This window comes from Pseudomonas sp. GM80 (assembly GCF_000282515.1).
Taxonomy (GTDB): Bacteria; Pseudomonadota; Gammaproteobacteria; order Pseudomonadales; family Pseudomonadaceae; genus Aquipseudomonas.
On record NZ_AKJD01000102.1, the window covers coordinates 1 to 18,467 of the forward strand.

At 59.2% G+C, this 18,467-nt stretch carries 17 protein-coding genes and 5 tRNA genes; 8 read left to right on the forward strand and 14 right to left on the reverse strand.

Translation table 11 applies throughout. The features are described 5' to 3' along the window. Window positions 1-49: 49 nt before the first annotated feature. From PMI37_RS17080 to gltX, 8 genes are all read right to left on the reverse strand, one after another. The gene (locus PMI37_RS17080) at window positions 50-487 is read right to left on the reverse strand and encodes an acyl-CoA thioesterase (RefSeq protein ID WP_008083001.1); all 438 of its coding nucleotides are present in this window, start codon (window positions 485-487) and stop codon (window positions 50-52) included. 45 nt (window positions 488-532) lie between these two features. Further along, entirely contained in the window at window positions 533-1,366 is an 834-nt protein-coding gene (locus PMI37_RS17085; RefSeq protein ID WP_008083003.1) for an alpha/beta fold hydrolase, read from the reverse strand. 30 nt (window positions 1,367-1,396) lie between these two features. Next, window positions 1,397-1,936: a TetR/AcrR family transcriptional regulator gene (locus PMI37_RS17090; protein ID WP_008083008.1), complete on the reverse strand. Its 540-nt coding sequence runs from the start codon at window positions 1,934-1,936 to the stop codon at window positions 1,397-1,399. A gap of 180 nt (window positions 1,937-2,116) precedes the next feature. Continuing rightward, window positions 2,117-2,192, reverse strand: a tRNA-Glu gene (locus PMI37_RS17095). Between the two features lie 79 nt (window positions 2,193-2,271). Next, window positions 2,272-2,347: transfer RNA gene (locus tag PMI37_RS17100), tRNA-Ala, on the reverse strand. 53 nt (window positions 2,348-2,400) lie between these two features. Next, window positions 2,401-2,476 (reverse strand) — tRNA-Glu (locus tag PMI37_RS17105). An 80-nt stretch (window positions 2,477-2,556) separates the two neighbouring features. Then, window positions 2,557-2,632 (reverse strand) — tRNA-Ala (locus PMI37_RS17110). A 255-nt stretch (window positions 2,633-2,887) separates the two neighbouring features. Then, window positions 2,888-4,369, reverse strand: a complete 1,482-nt coding sequence (gene gltX / locus PMI37_RS17115; protein WP_008083009.1) for a glutamate--tRNA ligase — start codon at window positions 4,367-4,369, stop codon at window positions 2,888-2,890. A 229-nt stretch (window positions 4,370-4,598) separates the two neighbouring features. On the opposite strand from gltX, the gene PMI37_RS17120 reads away from it, so the two are divergent. Continuing rightward, on the forward strand, window positions 4,599-5,648 hold the full coding sequence (locus PMI37_RS17120) for an HlyD family secretion protein (RefSeq protein WP_008083010.1): 1,050 nt from the start codon (window positions 4,599-4,601) through the stop codon (window positions 5,646-5,648). A 49-nt stretch (window positions 5,649-5,697) separates the two neighbouring features. Continuing rightward, entirely contained in the window at window positions 5,698-7,188 is a 1,491-nt protein-coding gene (locus tag PMI37_RS17125) for an MDR family MFS transporter (protein WP_171057366.1), read from the forward strand. 139 nt (window positions 7,189-7,327) lie between these two features. Here PMI37_RS17125 and uvrB read toward each other — a convergent pair whose 3' ends face one another. Further along, entirely contained in the window at window positions 7,328-9,343 is a 2,016-nt protein-coding gene (gene uvrB, locus PMI37_RS17130; protein WP_008083013.1) for an excinuclease ABC subunit UvrB, read from the reverse strand. A gap of 337 nt (window positions 9,344-9,680) precedes the next feature. Between uvrB and PMI37_RS17135 the strand changes: the two genes are divergently transcribed. Both PMI37_RS17135 and PMI37_RS17140 read left to right on the forward strand, forming a co-directional pair. Further along, window positions 9,681-10,877 (forward strand): amino acid aminotransferase, encoded by a 1,197-nt coding sequence (locus PMI37_RS17135; protein WP_008083015.1) that lies wholly within the window; start codon window positions 9,681-9,683, stop codon window positions 10,875-10,877. A gap of 227 nt (window positions 10,878-11,104) precedes the next feature. Next, entirely contained in the window at window positions 11,105-11,305 is a 201-nt protein-coding gene (locus PMI37_RS17140) for a hypothetical protein (protein WP_008083017.1), read from the forward strand. On the opposite strand, the gene PMI37_RS17145 is transcribed toward PMI37_RS17140, so the two are convergent. Next, on the reverse strand, window positions 11,302-11,532 hold the full coding sequence (locus PMI37_RS17145) for a hypothetical protein (RefSeq protein WP_008083020.1): 231 nt from the start codon (window positions 11,530-11,532) through the stop codon (window positions 11,302-11,304). The genes PMI37_RS17140 and PMI37_RS17145 overlap by 4 nt on opposite strands. Before the next feature lie 220 nt (window positions 11,533-11,752). Between PMI37_RS17145 and PMI37_RS17150 the strand changes: the two genes are divergently transcribed. Further along, window positions 11,753-11,828: transfer RNA gene (locus tag PMI37_RS17150), tRNA-Asn, on the forward strand. A gap of 203 nt (window positions 11,829-12,031) precedes the next feature. Here the strand turns inward: PMI37_RS17150 and PMI37_RS17155 are convergent. Beyond that, the gene (locus tag PMI37_RS17155; protein WP_008083026.1) at window positions 12,032-13,555 is read right to left on the reverse strand and encodes a nucleobase:cation symporter-2 family protein; all 1,524 of its coding nucleotides are present in this window, start codon (window positions 13,553-13,555) and stop codon (window positions 12,032-12,034) included. 254 nt (window positions 13,556-13,809) lie between these two features. On the opposite strand from PMI37_RS17155, the gene PMI37_RS17160 reads away from it, so the two are divergent. Beyond that, the gene (locus PMI37_RS17160) at window positions 13,810-14,094 is read left to right on the forward strand and encodes a BrnT family toxin (RefSeq protein WP_008083028.1); all 285 of its coding nucleotides are present in this window, start codon (window positions 13,810-13,812) and stop codon (window positions 14,092-14,094) included. A gap of 3 nt (window positions 14,095-14,097) precedes the next feature. Next, complete coding sequence (locus tag PMI37_RS17165; RefSeq protein WP_008083030.1) at window positions 14,098-14,418, forward strand: BrnA antitoxin family protein; 321 nt, start codon at window positions 14,098-14,100, stop codon at window positions 14,416-14,418. On the opposite strand, the gene PMI37_RS17170 is transcribed toward PMI37_RS17165, so the two are convergent. After that, on the reverse strand, window positions 14,415-15,248 hold the full coding sequence (locus PMI37_RS17170) for an arylamine N-acetyltransferase family protein (RefSeq protein WP_008083032.1): 834 nt from the start codon (window positions 15,246-15,248) through the stop codon (window positions 14,415-14,417). The two genes, PMI37_RS17165 and PMI37_RS17170, sit on opposite strands and share 4 nt — an antisense overlap. A 101-nt stretch (window positions 15,249-15,349) precedes the next feature. Then, entirely contained in the window at window positions 15,350-16,144 is a 795-nt protein-coding gene (gene xth / locus PMI37_RS17175) for an exodeoxyribonuclease III (RefSeq protein WP_008083033.1), read from the reverse strand. Window positions 16,145-16,273: 129 nt separating this feature from the next. Between xth and PMI37_RS17180 the strand changes: the two genes are divergently transcribed. Then, on the forward strand, window positions 16,274-16,855 hold the full coding sequence (locus PMI37_RS17180) for a GNAT family N-acetyltransferase (protein ID WP_008083035.1): 582 nt from the start codon (window positions 16,274-16,276) through the stop codon (window positions 16,853-16,855). 5 nt (window positions 16,856-16,860) lie between these two features. Here the strand turns inward: PMI37_RS17180 and PMI37_RS17185 are convergent, their stop codons facing one another. Beyond that, window positions 16,861-18,303: a mechanosensitive ion channel family protein gene (locus PMI37_RS17185; RefSeq protein WP_008083047.1), complete on the reverse strand. Its 1,443-nt coding sequence runs from the start codon at window positions 18,301-18,303 to the stop codon at window positions 16,861-16,863. Window positions 18,304-18,467 lie beyond the last annotated feature (164 nt).

Consider the following 18,467-nt stretch of genomic DNA (forward strand, 5'->3'; position numbering starts at 1 on the left):
TGCGGCAGCTCCTACATGAGTTAGAGCAGAGTTCGAGGCAGAGGGCGGGTCAGGCGGGGAGCTGGATCGCCGGGCCGTAGCCTTCGATGAATTCGGCAGGCATGCGCTTGGGCTTGCCGGTGGACAGCTCGATGCAGACGAAGGTGGTTTGCGCGCGCAGCAGCGTGGTGTTGTCGCTCGGGCGCTTGAGCTGGAAATGCCGGGTCATTTTCAGGCGCTGATCCCAATCGACGATCCAGGTTGCCAACTGCAGTTCATCGCCCTCATAGGCGGCGGCCAGATAATCGATTTCGTGACGGACCACGGCCATCGCCCGATCCAGACGCCGGTACTCGACCAGATCCAGCCCCAGACGCTGCGAATGGCGCCAGGCGCAGCGTTCGAGCCAGGTCACATACACCGCGTTATTGGCGTGGCCCAGCCCGTCGATGTCCTCGGCGCCTACTTGCAGATCAATGGTAAACGGCGTTGCCCGATCCCAGCCCATGCCCCACTCCCGGTCAGTTATTCAACCGGGGCAGTGTAACGGAGCTCACGCCGATTGGCGCGCCTGAAGGCTGCGACCGGCCAGCAGTGATAACACGCCATCAATCACCCGAGGGTCGGCCAGCACACGCTGATGACCACCACCTTCAAGGCGCAGCAAACGGCTATCGAACCAGGATTCATGGATCAGTTGCGACTCTTTGACCGAGACAAAATTGTCGTCCTCGGCATGCACGATCAGGCCCGGCATATCCAATTGATAGTGGGCGACATCCAGCGTGGCGGCGCGCATGCCGACGTCTTGCTCGACCTGGCGGATAAACGCGGAGCGCGCTCTGGGCGGCATACCGACGTAGCGGGCGAAGCCGCGCAGTACACCGAGAATTCGCGCCGGCGCAGCGATGCTGACGAGGGTTTCGGTACGCAGGCCCAATTGCACGGCGAGCATGGCGCTGGCGCCGCCCATCGAGTGACCGATGACGGCTTGCAGCGGCGGCAGTTCGGCGGCGGCTTCAAGCATGGCGCGCGCAAAAAGGACGACGTTGGCTTCACGTCCCGGTGAGCGACCGTGGGCCGGGCCGTCGAGTGCAACAACGGTATAACCGGCATCGACGAGCGCAGTGATCAGCGCGGCGAACTGGGTGGGGCGCCCTTCCCAACCGTGCATCAGCAGCACGGCAGGGCCTTGGCCCCAGCGCAATGCCGAAAGCCCGAAGCGCAGCGTGATGCGCTCGGCACTGGCCAGCATCGGCAGCTCCCAATCGCGCAGTGGCAGCGCGCGCGGCGTCATGAACGCCAGGCGCATTTTGCTCGCCACTCGTTGCGGTGCAATCCAGCCCAAGGTGCCATTAACGCCACGAACCCACTTCAACGTGTTCATCGCTCTCTCCTCAGGCCTGCTGCCTTCAGGTCAACGCACCGCCGACTTGGCCGCGCGCAGCAATCGATCAGATAAATCACCCGGGCCCAGTGCTCGTGCGAGCGCCAGACCACCCACCATCAAGGCCATGTCGGCCAAGGCTTTGTCGGTGTCCTCAGGGCTGGAGGCCAACTGCGCAACCATCAACTCCAGATGTTCGTTCAGCGCGAGGCGGAACGAATCCGGCAAACGCCCCAACTCGCCGATCGAGGCAGGAATCGGGCACGCCGCCTCACTGGAATCACGGTGCTTGCGCGACAGATAGAACGCTGCGACCAGCGCGCGACGCTCTTCGCCGGTCAGTTCGCTGTCCATGTCGGCAATCAGGTCGCGGCGGCGACCGAGCAATTGCTTGAACGCTTCGAGCATCATCGCGTCCTTGCTTTCGAAGTGCGCATAGAAGCCACCGACCGTGAGGCCGGCTGCGCCCATCACTTCGCCCACGCTTGGGTCTGCCGGGCCGCGCTGGATCAGCGCGGAGCTGGCGGCCTTGAGGATGCGTTCGCGGGTTTGAGCTTTTTTATCGTTCATCGTTGCCTCCGAATATTACGAATAGAATATTATTCGCATAATAATAATCTGCAAGTCAAGAATATGACCGCTGGTCTGAAGCACAGTTTAGGAAAAGGAGAATTGGCCAAACGCCAGACAAACAAAAGGGCCATTCAATAATTGAATGACCCTTATAAAATCCCGCAGAGCGGGTAATCGTGGCGTCCCCTAGGGGACTCGAACCCCTGTTACCGCCGTGAAAGGGCGGTGTCCTAGGCCACTAGACGAAGGGGACACAAACCTTCTATACAACTGATCAGTGCTGAGTGCTGATCGATTCAAGGCCGGTGTGGCCAGACCTTGAACTGTAAAATTGGTGGAGCTTAGCGGGATCGAACCGCTGACCTCCTGCATGCCATGCAGGCGCTCTCCCAGCTGAGCTAAAGCCCCGGATTTTTCGCCTCGCGGCGGAGTGACATCTTGCAACATCACTTCTGTAAAACTGGCGTCCCCTAGGGGACTCGAACCCCTGTTACCGCCGTGAAAGGGCGGTGTCCTAGGCCACTAGACGAAGGGGACGCAAACCCTTCTATACAACTGATCAACGCTGAGTGTTGATCGCTTCAAGGCCGGTGTGGCCAGGCCTTGAAGTGTAAAATTGGTGGAGCTAAACGGGATCGAACCGTTGACCTCCTGCATGCCATGCAGGCGCTCTCCCAGCTGAGCTATAGCCCCTCATCGTTGATGTCATCGCTGAGGACGGGGCGAATCTTAAGGGCGTATCGAAAGCCTGTCAAACTTATTTTTGAAATTTTTCAAAGTTTTTCGTCGGCATAACAATCACTTACCGCCCTCCTCCCGAAAATCCGGGACTTGGGATAAAGCATGCCCTGTAGGAGCTGCCGCAGGCTGCGATCTTTTGATCTGGTTTTTAAAAGCCAAAATCAAAAGATCGCAGCCTTCGGCAGCTCCTACAGGGGGGCTAGGCTATCAGGCGATGGCGGCCAGGAGCTTTTCCCACTCTTTGTTTTCTTTCTTCGACACGCCGCCCAGCAGGTCGATCGCCTGGCGCAGACGGAAACGGGTCAGGTCCGGGCCGAGGATTTCCATCGCATCGAGCACCGACACCGAACTCGCCTGACCGGTGATCGCAGCAAACATCAGCGGCATCGCGTCACGCAGTTTCAGCTCCAGCGATTCGACCACTGCCTGAATCGTCGCGGTGATGTTGTCCTTCTCCCACTGACGCAGGCTTTCCAGCTTCCACAGGATCAACTGCATCAACTGACGCACCTGATCGCCGGAGAGCTTCTTCGATTCGAACAACTTGGCATCCGGATTGACGCCACCGGCGAAGAAGAACCCGCCCAGCGGTGCAACCTGGCTGAAGGTTTCAACGCGACCCTGCACCAGCGGCGCGATCTTCATCATGTATTCCGGGTTCAATGCCCAGGTCTGCAAGCGGCTGGCGAACTCTTCCACCGGCAGATCACGCAGCCACTGGCCGTTGAGCCACGACAGTTTCTCGATGTCGAAGATCGGCCCGCCCAGCGAGACGCGCTTGAGGTCGAAGTTGTCGACCATTTCCTGCAGCGAGAACTTCTCGCGCTCGTCCGGCATCGACCAGCCCATGCGGCCGAGGTAGTTGAGCATCGCTTCCGGCATGAAGCCCATGCGCTCGTAGAACGTCACCGAGGTCGGGTTCTTGCGCTTGGACAGCTTGCTCTTGTCCGGGTTACGCAGCAGCGGCATGTAGCACAGCTCCGGTTGTTCCCAGCCGAAGTATTCGTAGAGCAGGATCAGTTTCGGTGCCGATGGCAGCCATTCTTCGCCGCGCAATACATGGGTAATGCCCATCAGGTGATCGTCAACGACGTTGGCGAGGAAGTACGTCGGCAGGCCGTCGGTCTTCATCAGCACTTGCATGTCCATGCGATCCCACGGGATCTCGACGTCGCCACGGAGCATGTCCGGCACCACGCAAACGCCTTCGCTCGGCACTTTCATGCGGATCACGTGCGGTTCGCCGGCGGCCAGACGGGCCGCGACTTCTTCTTTCGACAACAGCAGCGCGCGACCGTCGTAGCGTGGCGTTTCGCCGCGAGCCATTTGCTCGGCGCGCATCTGATCGAGTTCTTCAGCAGTGCAGAAGCATGGGAACGCATGGCCCATATCGACCAGTTGCTGGCAGTACTTCTGATAGATGTCGCCGCGCTCGCTCTGGCGATACGGGCCGTGCGGGCCGCCAACGTCCGGGCCTTCGCTCCAGTCGATGCCCAACCAGCGCAGCGCGTCGAAGATCTGCTGTTCGGACTCGCGGGTCGAACGCAACTGGTCGGTGTCTTCGATCCGCAGGATGAACTCACCACCATGCTGCTTGGCAAAGCAGTAGTTGAACAATGCGATGTAAGCGGTACCTACGTGGGGATCCCCGGTAGGCGATGGCGCGATGCGAGTGCGGACGGTGGTCATGGCATGTCTCGAAAAGAATGAAAAGCAAAACAATCAAGCGGCGAATGGTAACAGGCGACACCCGCCCCGCTCCAGCAGGCAGGGCATTTAAGTCAAGTTTGCGTCTGTAATGCCCGTAAGCCGTGATGAATGGCGGAATATCAGCAGATGGCATTTACCGTTTATCGGCTGTATGCCAAATTTGCCTGCTGATAACTTTCCTTACAATTCCTCGACTACAGTTTGCCCCATGCCTGCCCAACTCAAGCGTCGCCTGTTGATTTTCCTGCTGCTCGTCCTGCTGATTGCCGGGGGTTTCTTCGCCCACTGGTTTTTCAAGGGACGCTTTTATGAAAGCACCGACAACGCCTATGTCCAGGGTGAGATCACCCGTGTGTCGAGCCAATTGGGCGCGCGCATCGATGAAGTGCTGGTGCAGGACAATCAGCACGTGGAAAAAGGCCAATTGCTGGTACGCCTCGAACCGAATGATTTCCGCCTGGCGGTCGACCGCGCGAATGCCGCCCTCGCCACCCGCGAAGCCGAACGCCTGCAAGCGCAGAGCAAACTGACCCAGCAATCGAGCCTGATCGCCGCCAGCGATGCGCAAGTAGCGACCACCCAAGCCACGCTTGGCCGCTCCCAGATGGATTTGTCGCGCGCAGAAACCCTGCGCAAACCCGGTTACGTTTCCGAAGAACGCGTGACCACCCTCTCCGCCGACGCCCACATTGCTCGCTCGCAAGTGGCCAAGGCGCAGGCGGATGCACAGGGCCAGCGCCAACAGGTCAACGCCCTGAACGCTGAAATCAAACGCCTCGACGCGCAGATCGCCAACGCCCGCGCCGATCTCGCGCAAGCCGAACTCAACCTGACCCGCAGCGAAATCCACGCACCGATCAGCGGCCTGGTCGGCCAACGCGCCGCGCGCAATGGTCAAGTGGTGCAGGCCGGCGCCTATTTGCTGTCGATCGTCCCGGACGAAGACATCTGGGTACAGGCCAACTTCAAGGAAACCCAGATCGGCCACATGCAACCCGGTCAGAAAGCCGAGCTGACCTTCGATGCCTACGGCGACACGCCGATCGAAGCGCGGGTCGACAGTCTGTTCGCCGCGTCCGGCGCGCAGTTCAGCCTGCTGCCACCGGACAACGCCACTGGCAACTTCACCAAAGTCGTGCAACGGATTCCGGTGAAACTGACCTTCAAAGCCGATAACCCGCTGCACGGCAAGATCCGCCCGGGCATGTCCGCCACCGCCACCGTGAACATCAAAGACGCCCCGGGCAATGGCCGGTGATTCGCTGATCCGCCCGGTCGGCGAACCGACCCGGCGCGATTGGATCGCAGTGATGAGCGTGATGCTCGGCGCTTTTATGGCCGTACTCGACATCCAGATCACCAACTCTTCGCTGAAGGACATTCAAGGCGCGTTGTCGGCGACGCTGGAAGAAGGTTCGTGGATTTCCACTTCCTATCTCGTCGCGGAAATCATCATGATCCCGCTGACCGCGTGGCTGGTGCAGCTGCTTTCAGCCCGACGCTTGGCGGTGTGGGTGTCGCTGGGGTTTCTGGTTTCATCGCTGCTGTGTTCGATGGCGTGGAGCCTGGAGAGCATGATCGTCTTTCGAGCCATGCAAGGCTTCACTGGCGGCGCGCTGATCCCGCTGGCATTCACCCTCACCCTGATCAAACTCCCCGAACACCACCGCGCCAAAGGCATGGCGATGTTCGCCATGACCGCGACCTTTGCGCCGTCGATCGGCCCGACGCTGGGCGGCTGGCTCACGGAAAACTGGGGTTGGGAATACATCTTCTACATCAACATTCCGCCGGGGCTGATCATGATCGCCGGTTTGATGTACGGGCTGGAGAAGAAAGAAGCGCACTGGGAACTGCTGAAAAGCACCGACTACACCGGCATCCTCACGCTGGGTATCGGCCTCGGTTGCTTGCAGGTTTTCCTTGAGGAAGGCCATCGCAAGGACTGGCTCGAATCAAGCCTGATCGTGACGCTGGGTAGCATTGCGTTGGTGAGTTTGATCACGTTTGTGATCGTGCAGATTTCCAAACCCAATCCGCTGATCAACCTTGGCATTCTGCGCAATCGCAATTTTGGTTTATCGAGTATTTCCAGTTTGGGCATGGGTGTCGGGTTGTACGGCTCGATCTATTTGTTGCCGCTGTACCTGGCGCAGATCCAGAACTACAACGCGCTGCAGATCGGTGAAGTGATCATGTGGATGGGTGTGCCGCAGCTGTTCCTGATTCCGCTGGTGCCGAAACTGATGAAGTTCATTTCGCCAAAATGGCTGTGCACGCTCGGGTTTGGCTTGTTTGGTCTGGCAAGTTTTTCGTCGGGGGTGCTCAACCCGGATTTCGCCGGGCCGCAGTTCAATCAGATTCAGATCATTCGCGCGCTGGGGCAGCCGTTGATCATGGTGACCATTTCCCTGATTGCCACGGCGTACATCCTGCCGCAGGACGCGGGGTCGGCGTCGAGTCTGTTCAACATTTTGCGTAACCTTGGCGGTGCGATCGGTATTGCTCTGCTGGCGACGCTGCTGGACGCGCGCACCAAGACTTACTTCGATTATTTACGCGAGGCGGTGGTGCCGACCAATCCGCAGGTGGCCGAGCGCCTGGCATCGATGACGGACCGGTTTGGCAGTGACACGGCGGCGCTGGGCAAGCTGAGTGAGATCGTCCATCAGCAGGCGGCGATCATGGCTTACAACGATGCGTTTCACTTTGTCGGGATTGCGCTGGGGATCAGCATGCTGGCGATCTTATTGACCAAGAAATTGCCACAAGGATTGAAGGCTGGGGAATCCCACTGATATTTGCTGTGCCTGGTCTGGCCCCATCGCTGGCAAGCCAGCTCCCACAGGTTTCTTTGGTGTTCACAAATTTCGTGTACGCCATCAATCCTTGTGGGAGCTGGCTTGCCAGCGATGAGGCCCGACCAGACAGCACAAATCAAACAGCCAAAAGGCGTTCACGCAGTTTGGCAATCTCATCGCGCATCTGCGCCGCTGCTTCAAACTCCAGATCCCGTGCCAGCTGATACATCTTCTCTTCCAGCGCACGAATACGCTTGGTGATCTCGCTCGGCGAACGCAATTCGGCTTCGTACTTGGCGTTTTCTTCGGCAGCCTTGGCCATACCTTTGCGCTTCTTGCTGCGCGAGCCGGGCACGGTGGCGCCTTCCATGATGTCGGCGACGTCCTTGAATACGCCTTTCGGGGTGATGCCGTTTTCCAGGTTGAACGCGATCTGCTTGTCGCGACGACGTTCGGTTTCACCAATCGCCCGCTCCATCGAACCGGTCATGCGATCGGCGTAAAGAATCGCCCGGCCATTGAGGTTACGCGCAGCGCGGCCAATGGTCTGGATCAACGAACGCTCGGAGCGCAGGAAACCTTCCTTGTCCGCATCAAGAATCGCCACCAGCGACACTTCTGGCATGTCCAGACCTTCTCGCAGAAGGTTGATGCCGACCAGCACATCGAACGTGCCGAGGCGCAGGTCGCGAATGATTTCGACGCGCTCGACGGTGTCGATGTCCGAGTGCAGATAACGCACGCGCACACCGTGATCGGCGAGGTAATCGGTAAGGTCTTCGGCCATGCGCTTGGTCAGCGTGGTGACCAGCACGCGCTCTTCGATGGCCACGCGCTTGGAGATTTCCGACAGCAGATCGTCGACCTGCGTCAGCGCCGGACGCACTTCAATCTGCGGATCGACCAGCCCGGTCGGACGCACCAGTTGCTCGACCACACGCCCGGCGTGCTCGGCTTCGTAGTTGCCGGGCGTCGCCGAAACGAAAATGGTCTGCGGGCTCACCCCTTCCCATTCATCGAAACGCATCGGCCGGTTATCCAGTGCGGACGGTAGGCGGAAACCATATTCGACGAGGGTTTCCTTGCGCGAACGGTCGCCCTTATACATCGCGCCGACCTGCGGCACGCTGACGTGGGATTCGTCGATCACCAGCAAGGCATCCGCCGGCAAGTAATCGTAAAGGGTGGGCGGCGCGGCACCGGCCGGACGCCCGGACAGGTAACGCGAGTAGTTTTCGATGCCGTTGCAGTAACCCAGTTCGAGGATCATTTCCAAGTCAAAACGGGTGCGCTGTTCCAAGCGCTGAGCTTCGACCAGTTTGTTGTTGCTGCGCAGGTATTCGAGGCGTTCCTGCAATTCGACCTTGATGTGTTCGATGGCGTCGAGCAGGGTTTCCCGAGGCGTCACGTAGTGGCTCTTCGGGTAGAAGGTGAAGCGCGGCATTTTGCGGATGACTTCGCCGGTCAGCGGGTCGAACGCGGAAATGCTTTCGACTTCGTCATCGAACAGCTCGATGCGAATCGCTTCCAGATCGGATTCCGCCGGATAAATGTCGATCACGTCGCCGCGAACACGGAAGGTCGCACGGGCAAAATCCATATCGTTGCGGGTGTATTGCAAGTCGGCCAGACGGCGCAGCAGCGCACGCTGATCGAGTTTGTCGCCGCGATCGACGTGCAAGACCATCTTCAGATAAGTTTCCGGGCTACCGAGACCGTAAATGCACGACACCGTGGTGACGATGATCGCGTCTTTTCGTTCCAGCAAGGCTTTGGTCGCGGACAGGCGCATTTGCTCGATGTGGTCGTTGATCGACGCGTCCTTCTCGATGAAGGTGTCGGACGACGGCACATAGGCTTCGGGCTGGTAGTAGTCGTAGTAGGACACGAAGTATTCAACGGCGTTGTTCGGGAAGAACGCCTTGAATTCGCCGTATAACTGCGCGGCGAGGGTTTTGTTCGGCGCCAGCACCAGTGTCGGGCGCTGAATCTGCGAGATGACATTGGCGATGCTGAAGGTCTTGCCCGAGCCGGTCACACCGAGCAGCGTCTGGTGCGCCAGGCCGGCTTCGATGCCCTCGACCAATTGGCGAATGGCTTCCGGCTGGTCGCCGGCGGGCTCGAAGCGGGTGACGAGCTGGAATTCGGACATATACACCTCTGGGATCGCGGCTTTCCGAGCAAAGCGGAGCACCACGGGGACGACCGCAAACGACCGGTGTCGCGCAAGAAAAAACCTGGATTGTGCTCAATGTGGTGGCGATTGCCTCACCTTTCAAGGCAAACGTCCTACATCCGGTAAAGACTCTGACATGGCCAATCGACTAACGGTCAAGAAATAATCGGAAAAACTTGCTGTAAAAGCCGATTCGCCTGTCGCCATCGCTCAGTAATGGCCTCTATACTAGCTCCCCGTTTGTGCACCGCTCTAGTGCATTCGGCTGGAGCGCGACACGTCCCTCCACACTCCATTCAGAGCCGCCGTAATAATGAGCCTGTTCTCCGCTGTCGAAATGGCACCCCGCGATCCAATCCTGGGCCTCAACGAAGCATTCAACGCCGATACCCGGACCACCAAGGTCAACCTGGGCGTTGGCGTGTACTGCAACGAAGAGGGGCGAATTCCACTTCTGCGCGCCGTGATCGAAGCCGAAACCGTTCGCGCTGCTCAACACGCTTCGCGCGGTTACCTGCCGATCGATGGCATCGCTGCCTACGACCAGGCCGTGCAAAAGCTGCTGTTCGGCAACGACTCGCCGCTGATCAGCGCCGGTCGCGTCATCACCACTCAGGCCGTCGGCGGTACTGGCGCCCTGAAAATCGGTGCCGACTTCCTCAAGCAATTGCTGCCGAACGCCGTTGTGGCGATCAGCGACCCGAGCTGGGAAAACCACCGCGCACTGTTCGAAACCGCCGGTTTCCCGGTGCAGAATTACCGTTACTACGACGCTGCCACCCACGACGTTAACCGTGCCGGCATGCTCGAAGACCTCAACGCTCTGCCGAACGGCTCGATCATCATCCTCCACGCTTGCTGCCACAACCCGACCGGCGTCGACCTGACCCCGGCGGACTGGAACAACGTGCTGGAAGTGGTTAAAGCCAAAGGTCACGTGCCTTTCCTCGACATGGCTTACCAGGGTTTCGGCGACGGCATCGACGAAGACGCCGCTGCTGTGCGCCTGTTCGCTGAATCCGGCCTGACTTTCTTCGTCTCGAGCTCGTTCTCCAAGTCGTTCTCGCTGTACGGCGAGCGCGTTGGCGCGCTGTCGATCATCAGCGAGTCGAAAGAAGAAAGCGCGCGTGTGCTGTCGCAAGTCAAACGCGTGATCCGCACCAACTACTCTAACCCGCCAACTCACGGTGCAAGCATCGTTGCTGCGGTGTTGAACAGCCCGGAACTGCGTGCGCAGTGGGAAGCCGAGCTGGCCGAAATGCGTCTGCGCATTCGCGGCATGCGTGAGCAGATGGTTGCCCTGTTGGCCGAGAAAGCACCGGGCCGCGATTTCAGCTTCGTCGGTCGTCAGCGCGGCATGTTCTCCTACTCCGGCCTGACCACTGAACAAGTGCATCGCCTGCGTAACGAGTTCGGCATCTACGCACTGGATACCGGTCGTATCTGTGTGGCAGCGCTGAACCAGAGCAACATCAAGGCTGTGACGGACGCGATCGTTCAGGTCATCTGATAACGCCGCGTGACGAAAAACGGGAAGCCTTGGGGCTTCCCGTTTTTTATTTGTCCGAAGGAATGCAACATTCCCTCTAAACTGCACACAAATCCAAAACTGTAGGAGTGAGCCTGCTCGCGATAGCGCCCTGTCAGCCGAAGCATCACTGTCTGACACACTGCTATCGCGAGCAGGCTCACTCCTACAGGTTTTTGTGTACACCCGAGAACCTTGTGAGAAGCCCAATGAAAAACGACAACCTGCGCGCCGACCGTGACGATCTGGATGATTTCATCCCTCGCACCCCGGCCAAGCGCGAAAAAAGCCTGGTACTGCAAGTCGCGGCCGGGGTGTTTCTCGGTGGCCTGGCATTGTGGCTGGTACAACTGGCGGTGACGGCGGCTTACGCCAAACTGCTGCTCGGCACCATCACCTTCGGCAGTTAGGCCAGTTCGCTGGCGCGCTGGGTGGCGGCATCGTCATAGGCGACATACATCGATTCGGCGATCTGGCTCTTGATCGCTTTGGCGCTTTCCAGACCGAGGACAAAACCTTCTGCCTTGCCGCCGGCGCGGTTCAGTTCTTCAGCGGTGCTGGCCTGAGTAATTGCGTCGAAGAGTTTTTCGGCATGGGGGCCGACGCCTTTGGGCAGGCTGATTTGCGTGATGCTCATGCGAGCACCTGTTTTTTACGGGCTGTGTAGTTCATGGCGCGTACCTTTTTCGGCGGATGGCCGGTAGCGCGTGTGACCACTTCCGGGCGGCCATGGTAGACCTCTGTTGCGATTCTGGTAACCGCCAATCGCTGACAAACCACCGTCCATCCTGATGAATCGCAGTTTTTTACATCTCACGCTTGACTTCTCTTTTTGAATCAGTAACATACGCACCAATTCCGCAATAGCTCAGTTGGTAGAGCAAATGACTGTTAATCATTGGGTCCCTGGTTCGAGTCCAGGTTGTGGAGCCAAATAGCAAAGCCCCTGAATCGCAAGATTCAGGGGCTTTTTTGTGGGCGCTCGGAAAGATCAAAAGATCGCAGCCTGCGGCAGCTCCTACAGGGATTGGTGTTCTCATGTAGGAGCTGCCGCAGGCTGCGATCTTTTGATCTCGAAATGAAAAAGGGCCGACCTGTACAAAACAGATCGGCCCTTTCCTATTCAGTTGCAGCCGTCAGACATGCTCGCTGCTCTTCACCTGAACTTTCGGCGCGCCATGCCCATGATCATGGTCATCCGGCTCGATCACTGGCACTTCATTGCCGTCGCAGTCATGCAGTTTGCCGTCGCTGAAGTAATCGCCTTCGCGCAGCGCATCCAGATCGCGATATCGCAGAGTCCGCTCTTCCGCCGCCGCAAACACCGACTGCTGATCCGAGTTACCGGTCGTGAAGTGGTTGAACGCCAGGTTGAGCAGGATCGCCATGATCGCCGACGAGCTGATGCCCGAATGGAAAATGGTCGCGAACCAGCTTGGGAAGTGATCGTAGAAGTTCGGCGCAGCAATCGGGATCATGCCGAAACCGATTGAGGTAGCGACGATGATCAGGTTGACGTTGTTGCGGTAATCCACCTTCGACAGCGTGCGAATGCCACTCGCTGCCACGGTGCCGAACAGCACGATACCGGCGCCGCCGAGTACCGAAGTCGGTACCGCCGCAATGACCCGGCCCATGAACGGCAGCAGGCCGAGGATCACCAGGAACACACCGCCGGTGGCCACCACGTAACGGCTCTTGATCCCGGTCACCGCCACCAGGCCGACGTTCTGGGCGAAGGCACTCTGGGTGAACGAACCGAAGATTGGCGCAAACATGCTCGACAGCATGTCTGCCCGCAGGCCATTGCCCAGGCGTTTGGAATCGACTTTGGTGCCGATGATTTCACCGACGGCGAGGATGTCCGCCGAGGTTTCCACCAGTGTCACCATAACCACAATGCACATCGACAAAATCGCGGCAAAGTGGAACGTCGGCATGCCGAAGTGGAACGGCGTCGGGAAGCCGAACATCGGCCCGGTGGTGACGTTGGCGAAGTCCGCCATACCGAGGAATACCGCCAGTATCGTACCGATCACCATGGCCAACAGGATCGACAGACGCGAGATGGTCGAGCTGCCGACCTTGCTCAGCAGCAACACCAGCACCAGCGTGACTGCCGCCAGACCGATGTTTTGCATGCTGCCGAAGTCCGGCGCGTGGCTGTTGCCGCCCATCGCCCAGCGTGCGGCCACCGGCATCAGCGTCAGGCCGATGGTGGTGATCACGATGCCCGTAACCAATGGCGGGAAGAACTTGGTGATGCGCGAGAACACTGGCGTGATCAGCAAGCCGATCAGCGACGCCGCAATCACGGCGCCGAGCACCGACTGGAAGCCGCCCTCCCCGCCACTGCTGACGATTGCGACCATGGTCGCCACACCGGAAAACGACACACCCTGTACCAGCGGCAACTGACAGCCAAAAAACGGTAGACCGAGGGTTTGCAGCAGCGTCGCCAGCCCCCCCGCAAACAATGAAGCAGCAATCAGCAAACCGATGTCCGCCGGCGACAGGCCGGCCGCCTGGCCGATGATCAGTGGCACCGCAACGATACCGCCGTACATGGTCAGAACATGTTGCAGGCCGTAAGCCATATTCGCGCCGACCCCGAGATTTTCGTCCTCGGGCCGTTGGTGTGAAACATGGGGCGTTTTCATGGTGGGGGGTTCCCTGGTTTTTGTTATGCGCACACTGTATTCAATACTCAGGACAAATGTCCATAGAGTTGTATACAACTTACCAGTCACAAAATGGATAGTTAGCCACCCAAGCTTCTAGCCCGCTGCTCCCATCGCCCACAAATCCGGCAACACATCCCCTCCGGCTTCTTCGCCCGCCCCCACTACGCTGAACGATTCATGGCGACCGACGGTGCGGGCTCGCTCTTTTTTATACATATAAAGTATGCATAATGCAGTTAATCGATATTCAGTTCGACAAAAGCAAGAACGCAGCCAACAAACTCAAGCACAGGGGCATCAGCCTCGCCGAGACCGAAGCGGTCTTTTACGACGAACGAGCAATAACCGTTGAAGACAACGACCACGACGAACAACGCTGGATCACCCTCGGTCTCGACGCCAAGGGACGCTTGCTGGTCGTTGCATACAGCTATCGCGAGCCGAATGTCGTTCGAATCATTTCTGCACGTGTCGCCACACCGAGCGAACGTTGCGTCTATTTTCTGGAGGCTTGACCGATGAAAGACGAATATGACTTCTCCCAGGGCAAACGCGGCGCTGTGGCGTCCACCAAGGGCAAAACCCGCATCACCATCATGCTCGACGATGCTGTTATCGACGCCGCGCGCACGGTGGCGGAGAACGAAGGTTTTGGTTATCAGACGGTGATCAACAACACGCTGCGCCATGCCTTGCTCGATGCTGAAAAGCACGATCAGGACGATCCGCTGCAATTCAGCAAAGGCATTACCGCCGCCGACCTGAAGAGTCTTGAGAAAAGATTGTCGGCAGCGGCCGTGGAAATTCGCCGGGTGCTGGAGCCGGACGCGAAGCCTTAGGCTTTAACCGGTACGATCATTCGCTCGAGGGAATGCCGTGCCTGCGGCAAGTCCGGCAGGTGAATGTCGAATTCCTGTTCCAGCAATTCAATCAATGCCGCCACCTCGGTGATTTCGCGCCGCTCGCTGCTCGCGCCCATGCGATGGAGGGCGAAACTGCCGTTGTTGAGGGTTTTGCGCCAGCCATCACCGGTACGCGCCGCCATCAGGCGCTGAGTAAACGGTGAGTCGGGATGGGCCGAGACGTACCAGTTGCCGATGGTGAAATCGATGTCTTCCTGGCGTTGCAGATCGAACAGGTACATCGGCCGCCATTCGCCCGCGACGTTGGCGCGCAGCATGTAGCCATCCGCTTGTTTTTCGATGCGATAGGGTTCGTGCGGGGTGGTTTGTTCTGCCTCGGTATCGAGAAGCAGCGGCGCGGTGGGTACCATGCCGCCGAAACCGACGTCAGTGATGTAACGCACGTCATCGAGGGTCACCAGCGTCAGGCGGTGCGTGCGCGCCGTCCAGCTGCCTTCCGGCTGATTCATCACCACCCGCCCGCTGATGGCGCGTGCGTCGAAGCCCAGCTCAAGCAACAAGGCAAAAAACAGCTGGTTCAGTTCATAGCAGTAGCCGCCGCGACCACCGAGCAGGACTTTCTCTTCAATGGACGGCAGATCGATCAGTACCGGCGACCCGGTGATCGTCGCCAGATTCTCGAACGGGAATACGCCGGTGTGGCGCCACTGCAATTGGCGCAGCGTTTCCAGGGTCGGTGCCGGCGGCGCAGCAAACCCCAGGCGTTGCAGGTACAGCTTCAGATTCGTCAGGCGTGGCTCGCTCATTGCTCGGTCCTTATGCATGGGGCCGCAGTTCACTGCGTTGATGGTCGCCATGTATACGGGATCGGGCAGTGTGTTCGACAATTGATTTCGCCAATCGCCTGCTAGCGTTTCTTGCGTGAACCGATACGAATCCACGTCGGCGCATGGTCGCTGGCATGCGGCTCATTGCGCACCCAGGCGTCTACCCCGGCCTCGTGCAGATACGGACTCAGCGCCCGGTTGAGCAGCAGATGATCGATGCGCAGGCCGGAGTTGGTTTGCCAGTGTTGGCGGAAGTAGTCCCAGAACGTATAGAGCCGATCCTCGGGATACAAATGCCGCAGCGAATCGGTCCAGCCCTGATCGAGCAAGCGCTGATAACACTCGCGACTCTCGGGTTGCAGCAACGCGTCCTTGAGCCATGAGCGGGTGTTGTAGATGTCCATGTCGGTGGGCACAACGTTGTAGTCACCAGCCAGCACCACTGGGTGATCGCTGCTTTGCAGGTCTTTGGCGTAGCTGATCAGCCGTTCGAACCACGCCAGTTTGTAATCAAATTTCGGCCCCGGCTGCGGGTTGCCGTTGGGCAGGTACAGGCAACCGACCAGCACGCCGTGCACCGCCGCTTCCAGATAGCGACTGTGCTTGTCGTCGGGATCGCCCGGCAAACCGCGACGGCTCTCCAGCGGCTGCGCGTCACGGGCGAGAATCGCCACGCCGTTCCACGAGGCCTGGCCTTGCCAGATCGCGCCGTAACCGGCGGCTTCAAGTTCCGCGGCGGGGAATGCCGTGTCGACCGATTTGAGTTCTTGCAGGCAGGCGATGTCCGGTTGCTCGCGCTTGAGCCAATCCAGCAGATTCGGCAAACGTGCGCGTAAGCCGTTGACGTTGTAGGTGGCGATCCGCAGGTTTTTCATCGGCTGAGGCTCCTGCCCGTGGGCTGTGAAAATTGTGACCGCGTGATCATCGCAGCGGTTGCATCGGATCCGTCCGCTGCGGCGTAATAGGCGCTCGCCCTTCGCCCGCTCTGCCGAGACCTGAATCCCATGCCAACCACGCTGCAAGGTCAGCGCATCCTTCTGCGCCCGCTTGAGTATTCCGACGCCGCCGCCCTGCTCCATGCGGCTGCCGACGGCGAATTGTGGAACCTCACCGTCACCGTTGTGCCCTCGGCCAGCACCGTCGACAGTTACTTGAAAAGAGCGCTCGATGGCCGTGACGCCGGCACGGTGATGCCATTTGTCATCGTGCTGAAAGACACCAACGAAGTGATCGGCTCCACGCGCTTCTGGAAAATCGATCCGCTCAATCGCAAGCTGGAAATCGGCAGCAGCTGGATCTCGGCGAGCTGGCAGAAGTCCTTCGTCAACACCGAAGCCAAATACCTGATGCTGCGCCACGCCTTCGAAGTGCTTGATTGCGTGCGCGTGCAGTTCACCACCGACGAGAACAACCAGAAGTCACGCCAGGCGATCCTGCGGCTCGGCGCGCAGCAGGAAGGCATCGTCCGGCATGAACGGATCATGCCGGACGGACGCAAGCGCAACTCGGTGCGTTTCAGCATCATCGACGACGAGTGGCCGCAAGTGCGTCTGCACTTGGAACAGAAACTGGCCGCCTACGCGTAAAACATTCAGGCGCGACTGCGCAGCCACTGCAGGAAGCCCTTTTTCGGCACCACCACCGGCGCTTCCTCGGTCAGCGATTGCGCCTTGTGCAGGCGGTAATCGAGCAAGGCTTTCATGGCGTCGTTGATGTCGTGGCGGGCGTCGAGACAGGGTTTCAGGTAAGTCTTCTCGATGCGGTACAGGGCGCAGAAGGTTTTCGCGGCAAACTTGGCCGGCACCGAGGAATCGGACAGGATGCCCGCCTCGCCGATCACTTCGCCCGGGCCCATGCGCCCTGACTCGAACGGCGTGCCGTGGCGGGTCAGCGTCACTGTGACCACGCCCGACTCGATGATGAACAAGTGATCGCTGACCTCCCCCGCCTCCAGAATCGTCTCGCCGGTACGGAAGGTTTGCAGGGTCATGTTCTGGCTGAAGGTTTCCTTCTCTTCCTGACGTAGCGTCGAGAAGATCGGCGAACTGTCGAGCAATGCCCGAGGCCGTGAAAGGTTGGTCGGTGTGCTGGCTTCGTCGCTCGACAGCAAATTCACCCCGGACGCCTGCAAGTGCCGGTACGCCAGGTCGAACAACTGATTGCGCACCACGCGCTTCTCGCCCATCGACGCGACGAAACCACTGATCTCGTATTCCGCGCCGCTGCTGCCGGAGCTTTTCAGCGCCACGCTCGGCGCCGGGTTATCGAGTAACTGTCTGCAGCCCTGCATTGCCCGTTCCAGCGATTCGATCACAGAACTGGGCCGCGCATGCGGGCTGACCTGGACGCTGACCGCGACGCCGAACATGTTGCTCGGCCGGCTGAAGTTAATGATCTTGGCCTTGGCCGCCAGCGAGTTGGGAATCACCGCCATGCTGCCCTGGCTGGTTTGCAGGCGCGTGGCGCGCCAGTCGATGTCGGTGACCCGGCCTTCGGTGCCGTCGATGGAGATCCAGTCATCGAGTTGATAAGGCTTGGTGGTGTTGAGGACGATCCCGGAAAACACGTCGCTGAGCGTGCTCTGCAAGGCCAGACCGACGATGATCGCCAACGCCCCGGAGGTCGCCAGCACGCCTTTGACCGGCAGATCGAGCACGTAGGCCAGCGCCGCAATGATCGCGATGAGGAAAATCACCGCCCCCAGCAAGTCCTGTAACAGCCGCCCGGTGTGGCCGACCCGCTGCATCATCACGGCGCCGATCAATACTGTCAGGGTGCGGGCGCCGAACAGCCACCAGCCGATCTGCAACCCCGTCGCCGCGAGGTGCAGCGGCACGTTGTCGGCCCACGGCGCGGGCTCCATCGGGTTGAGGCCTTCGTTGAACAGCAAGATGCTGAACAGGGTGAAAATCAGCACGCGCACCAGCAATTTCCATTCGCTGCCACGGGAACTGATCAGGCGCCAAAGACCGAGATCGAGAAGGATCAGGACCAACGCGCAAAACAACGGGTGTTCAGTCAGCAGAGACAGCATCAAACAACTCCGACGAAGGCCAATCGCGAGAAGATCGCACAGATTGGGAGAGTGTAGGAGCAATTGATTTCAGCCGATGAACGCGATCTCACTACCCCCTGTAGGAGCTGCCGCAGGCTGCGATCTTTTGATCTGGTTTTTTAAGGATCAAGATCAAAAGATCG

What these genes read in the sequence shown, in the direction of transcription:
- PMI37_RS17080 (WP_008083001.1), bottom strand. Translation starts at nt 487, where the DNA reads ATGGGCTGGGATCGGGCAACGCCGTTTACCATTGATCTGCAAGTAGGC.
- PMI37_RS17085 (WP_008083003.1), bottom strand. Translation starts at nt 1,366, where the DNA reads ATGAACACGTTGAAGTGGGTTCGTGGCGTTAATGGCACCTTGGGCTGG.
- PMI37_RS17090 (WP_008083008.1), bottom strand. Translation starts at nt 1,936, where the DNA reads ATGAACGATAAAAAAGCTCAAACCCGCGAACGCATCCTCAAGGCCGCC.
- gltX (WP_008083009.1), bottom strand. Translation starts at nt 4,369, where the DNA reads ATGACCACCGTCCGCACTCGCATCGCGCCATCGCCTACCGGGGATCCC.
- PMI37_RS17120 (WP_008083010.1), top strand. Translation starts at nt 4,599, where the DNA reads ATGCCTGCCCAACTCAAGCGTCGCCTGTTGATTTTCCTGCTGCTCGTC.
- uvrB (WP_008083013.1), bottom strand. Translation starts at nt 9,343, where the DNA reads ATGTCCGAATTCCAGCTCGTCACCCGCTTCGAGCCCGCCGGCGACCAG.
- PMI37_RS17135 (WP_008083015.1), top strand. Translation starts at nt 9,681, where the DNA reads ATGAGCCTGTTCTCCGCTGTCGAAATGGCACCCCGCGATCCAATCCTG.
- PMI37_RS17140 (WP_008083017.1), top strand. Translation starts at nt 11,105, where the DNA reads ATGAAAAACGACAACCTGCGCGCCGACCGTGACGATCTGGATGATTTC.
- PMI37_RS17145 (WP_008083020.1), bottom strand. Translation starts at nt 11,532, where the DNA reads ATGAGCATCACGCAAATCAGCCTGCCCAAAGGCGTCGGCCCCCATGCC.
- PMI37_RS17155 (WP_008083026.1), bottom strand. Translation starts at nt 13,555, where the DNA reads ATGAAAACGCCCCATGTTTCACACCAACGGCCCGAGGACGAAAATCTC.
- PMI37_RS17160 (WP_008083028.1), top strand. Translation starts at nt 13,810, where the DNA reads ATGCAGTTAATCGATATTCAGTTCGACAAAAGCAAGAACGCAGCCAAC.
- PMI37_RS17165 (WP_008083030.1), top strand. Translation starts at nt 14,098, where the DNA reads ATGAAAGACGAATATGACTTCTCCCAGGGCAAACGCGGCGCTGTGGCG.
- PMI37_RS17170 (WP_008083032.1), bottom strand. Translation starts at nt 15,248, where the DNA reads ATGAGCGAGCCACGCCTGACGAATCTGAAGCTGTACCTGCAACGCCTG.
- xth (WP_008083033.1), bottom strand. Translation starts at nt 16,144, where the DNA reads ATGAAAAACCTGCGGATCGCCACCTACAACGTCAACGGCTTACGCGCA.
- PMI37_RS17180 (WP_008083035.1), top strand. Translation starts at nt 16,274, where the DNA reads ATGCCAACCACGCTGCAAGGTCAGCGCATCCTTCTGCGCCCGCTTGAG.
- PMI37_RS17185 (WP_008083047.1), bottom strand. Translation starts at nt 18,303, where the DNA reads ATGCTGTCTCTGCTGACTGAACACCCGTTGTTTTGCGCGTTGGTCCTG.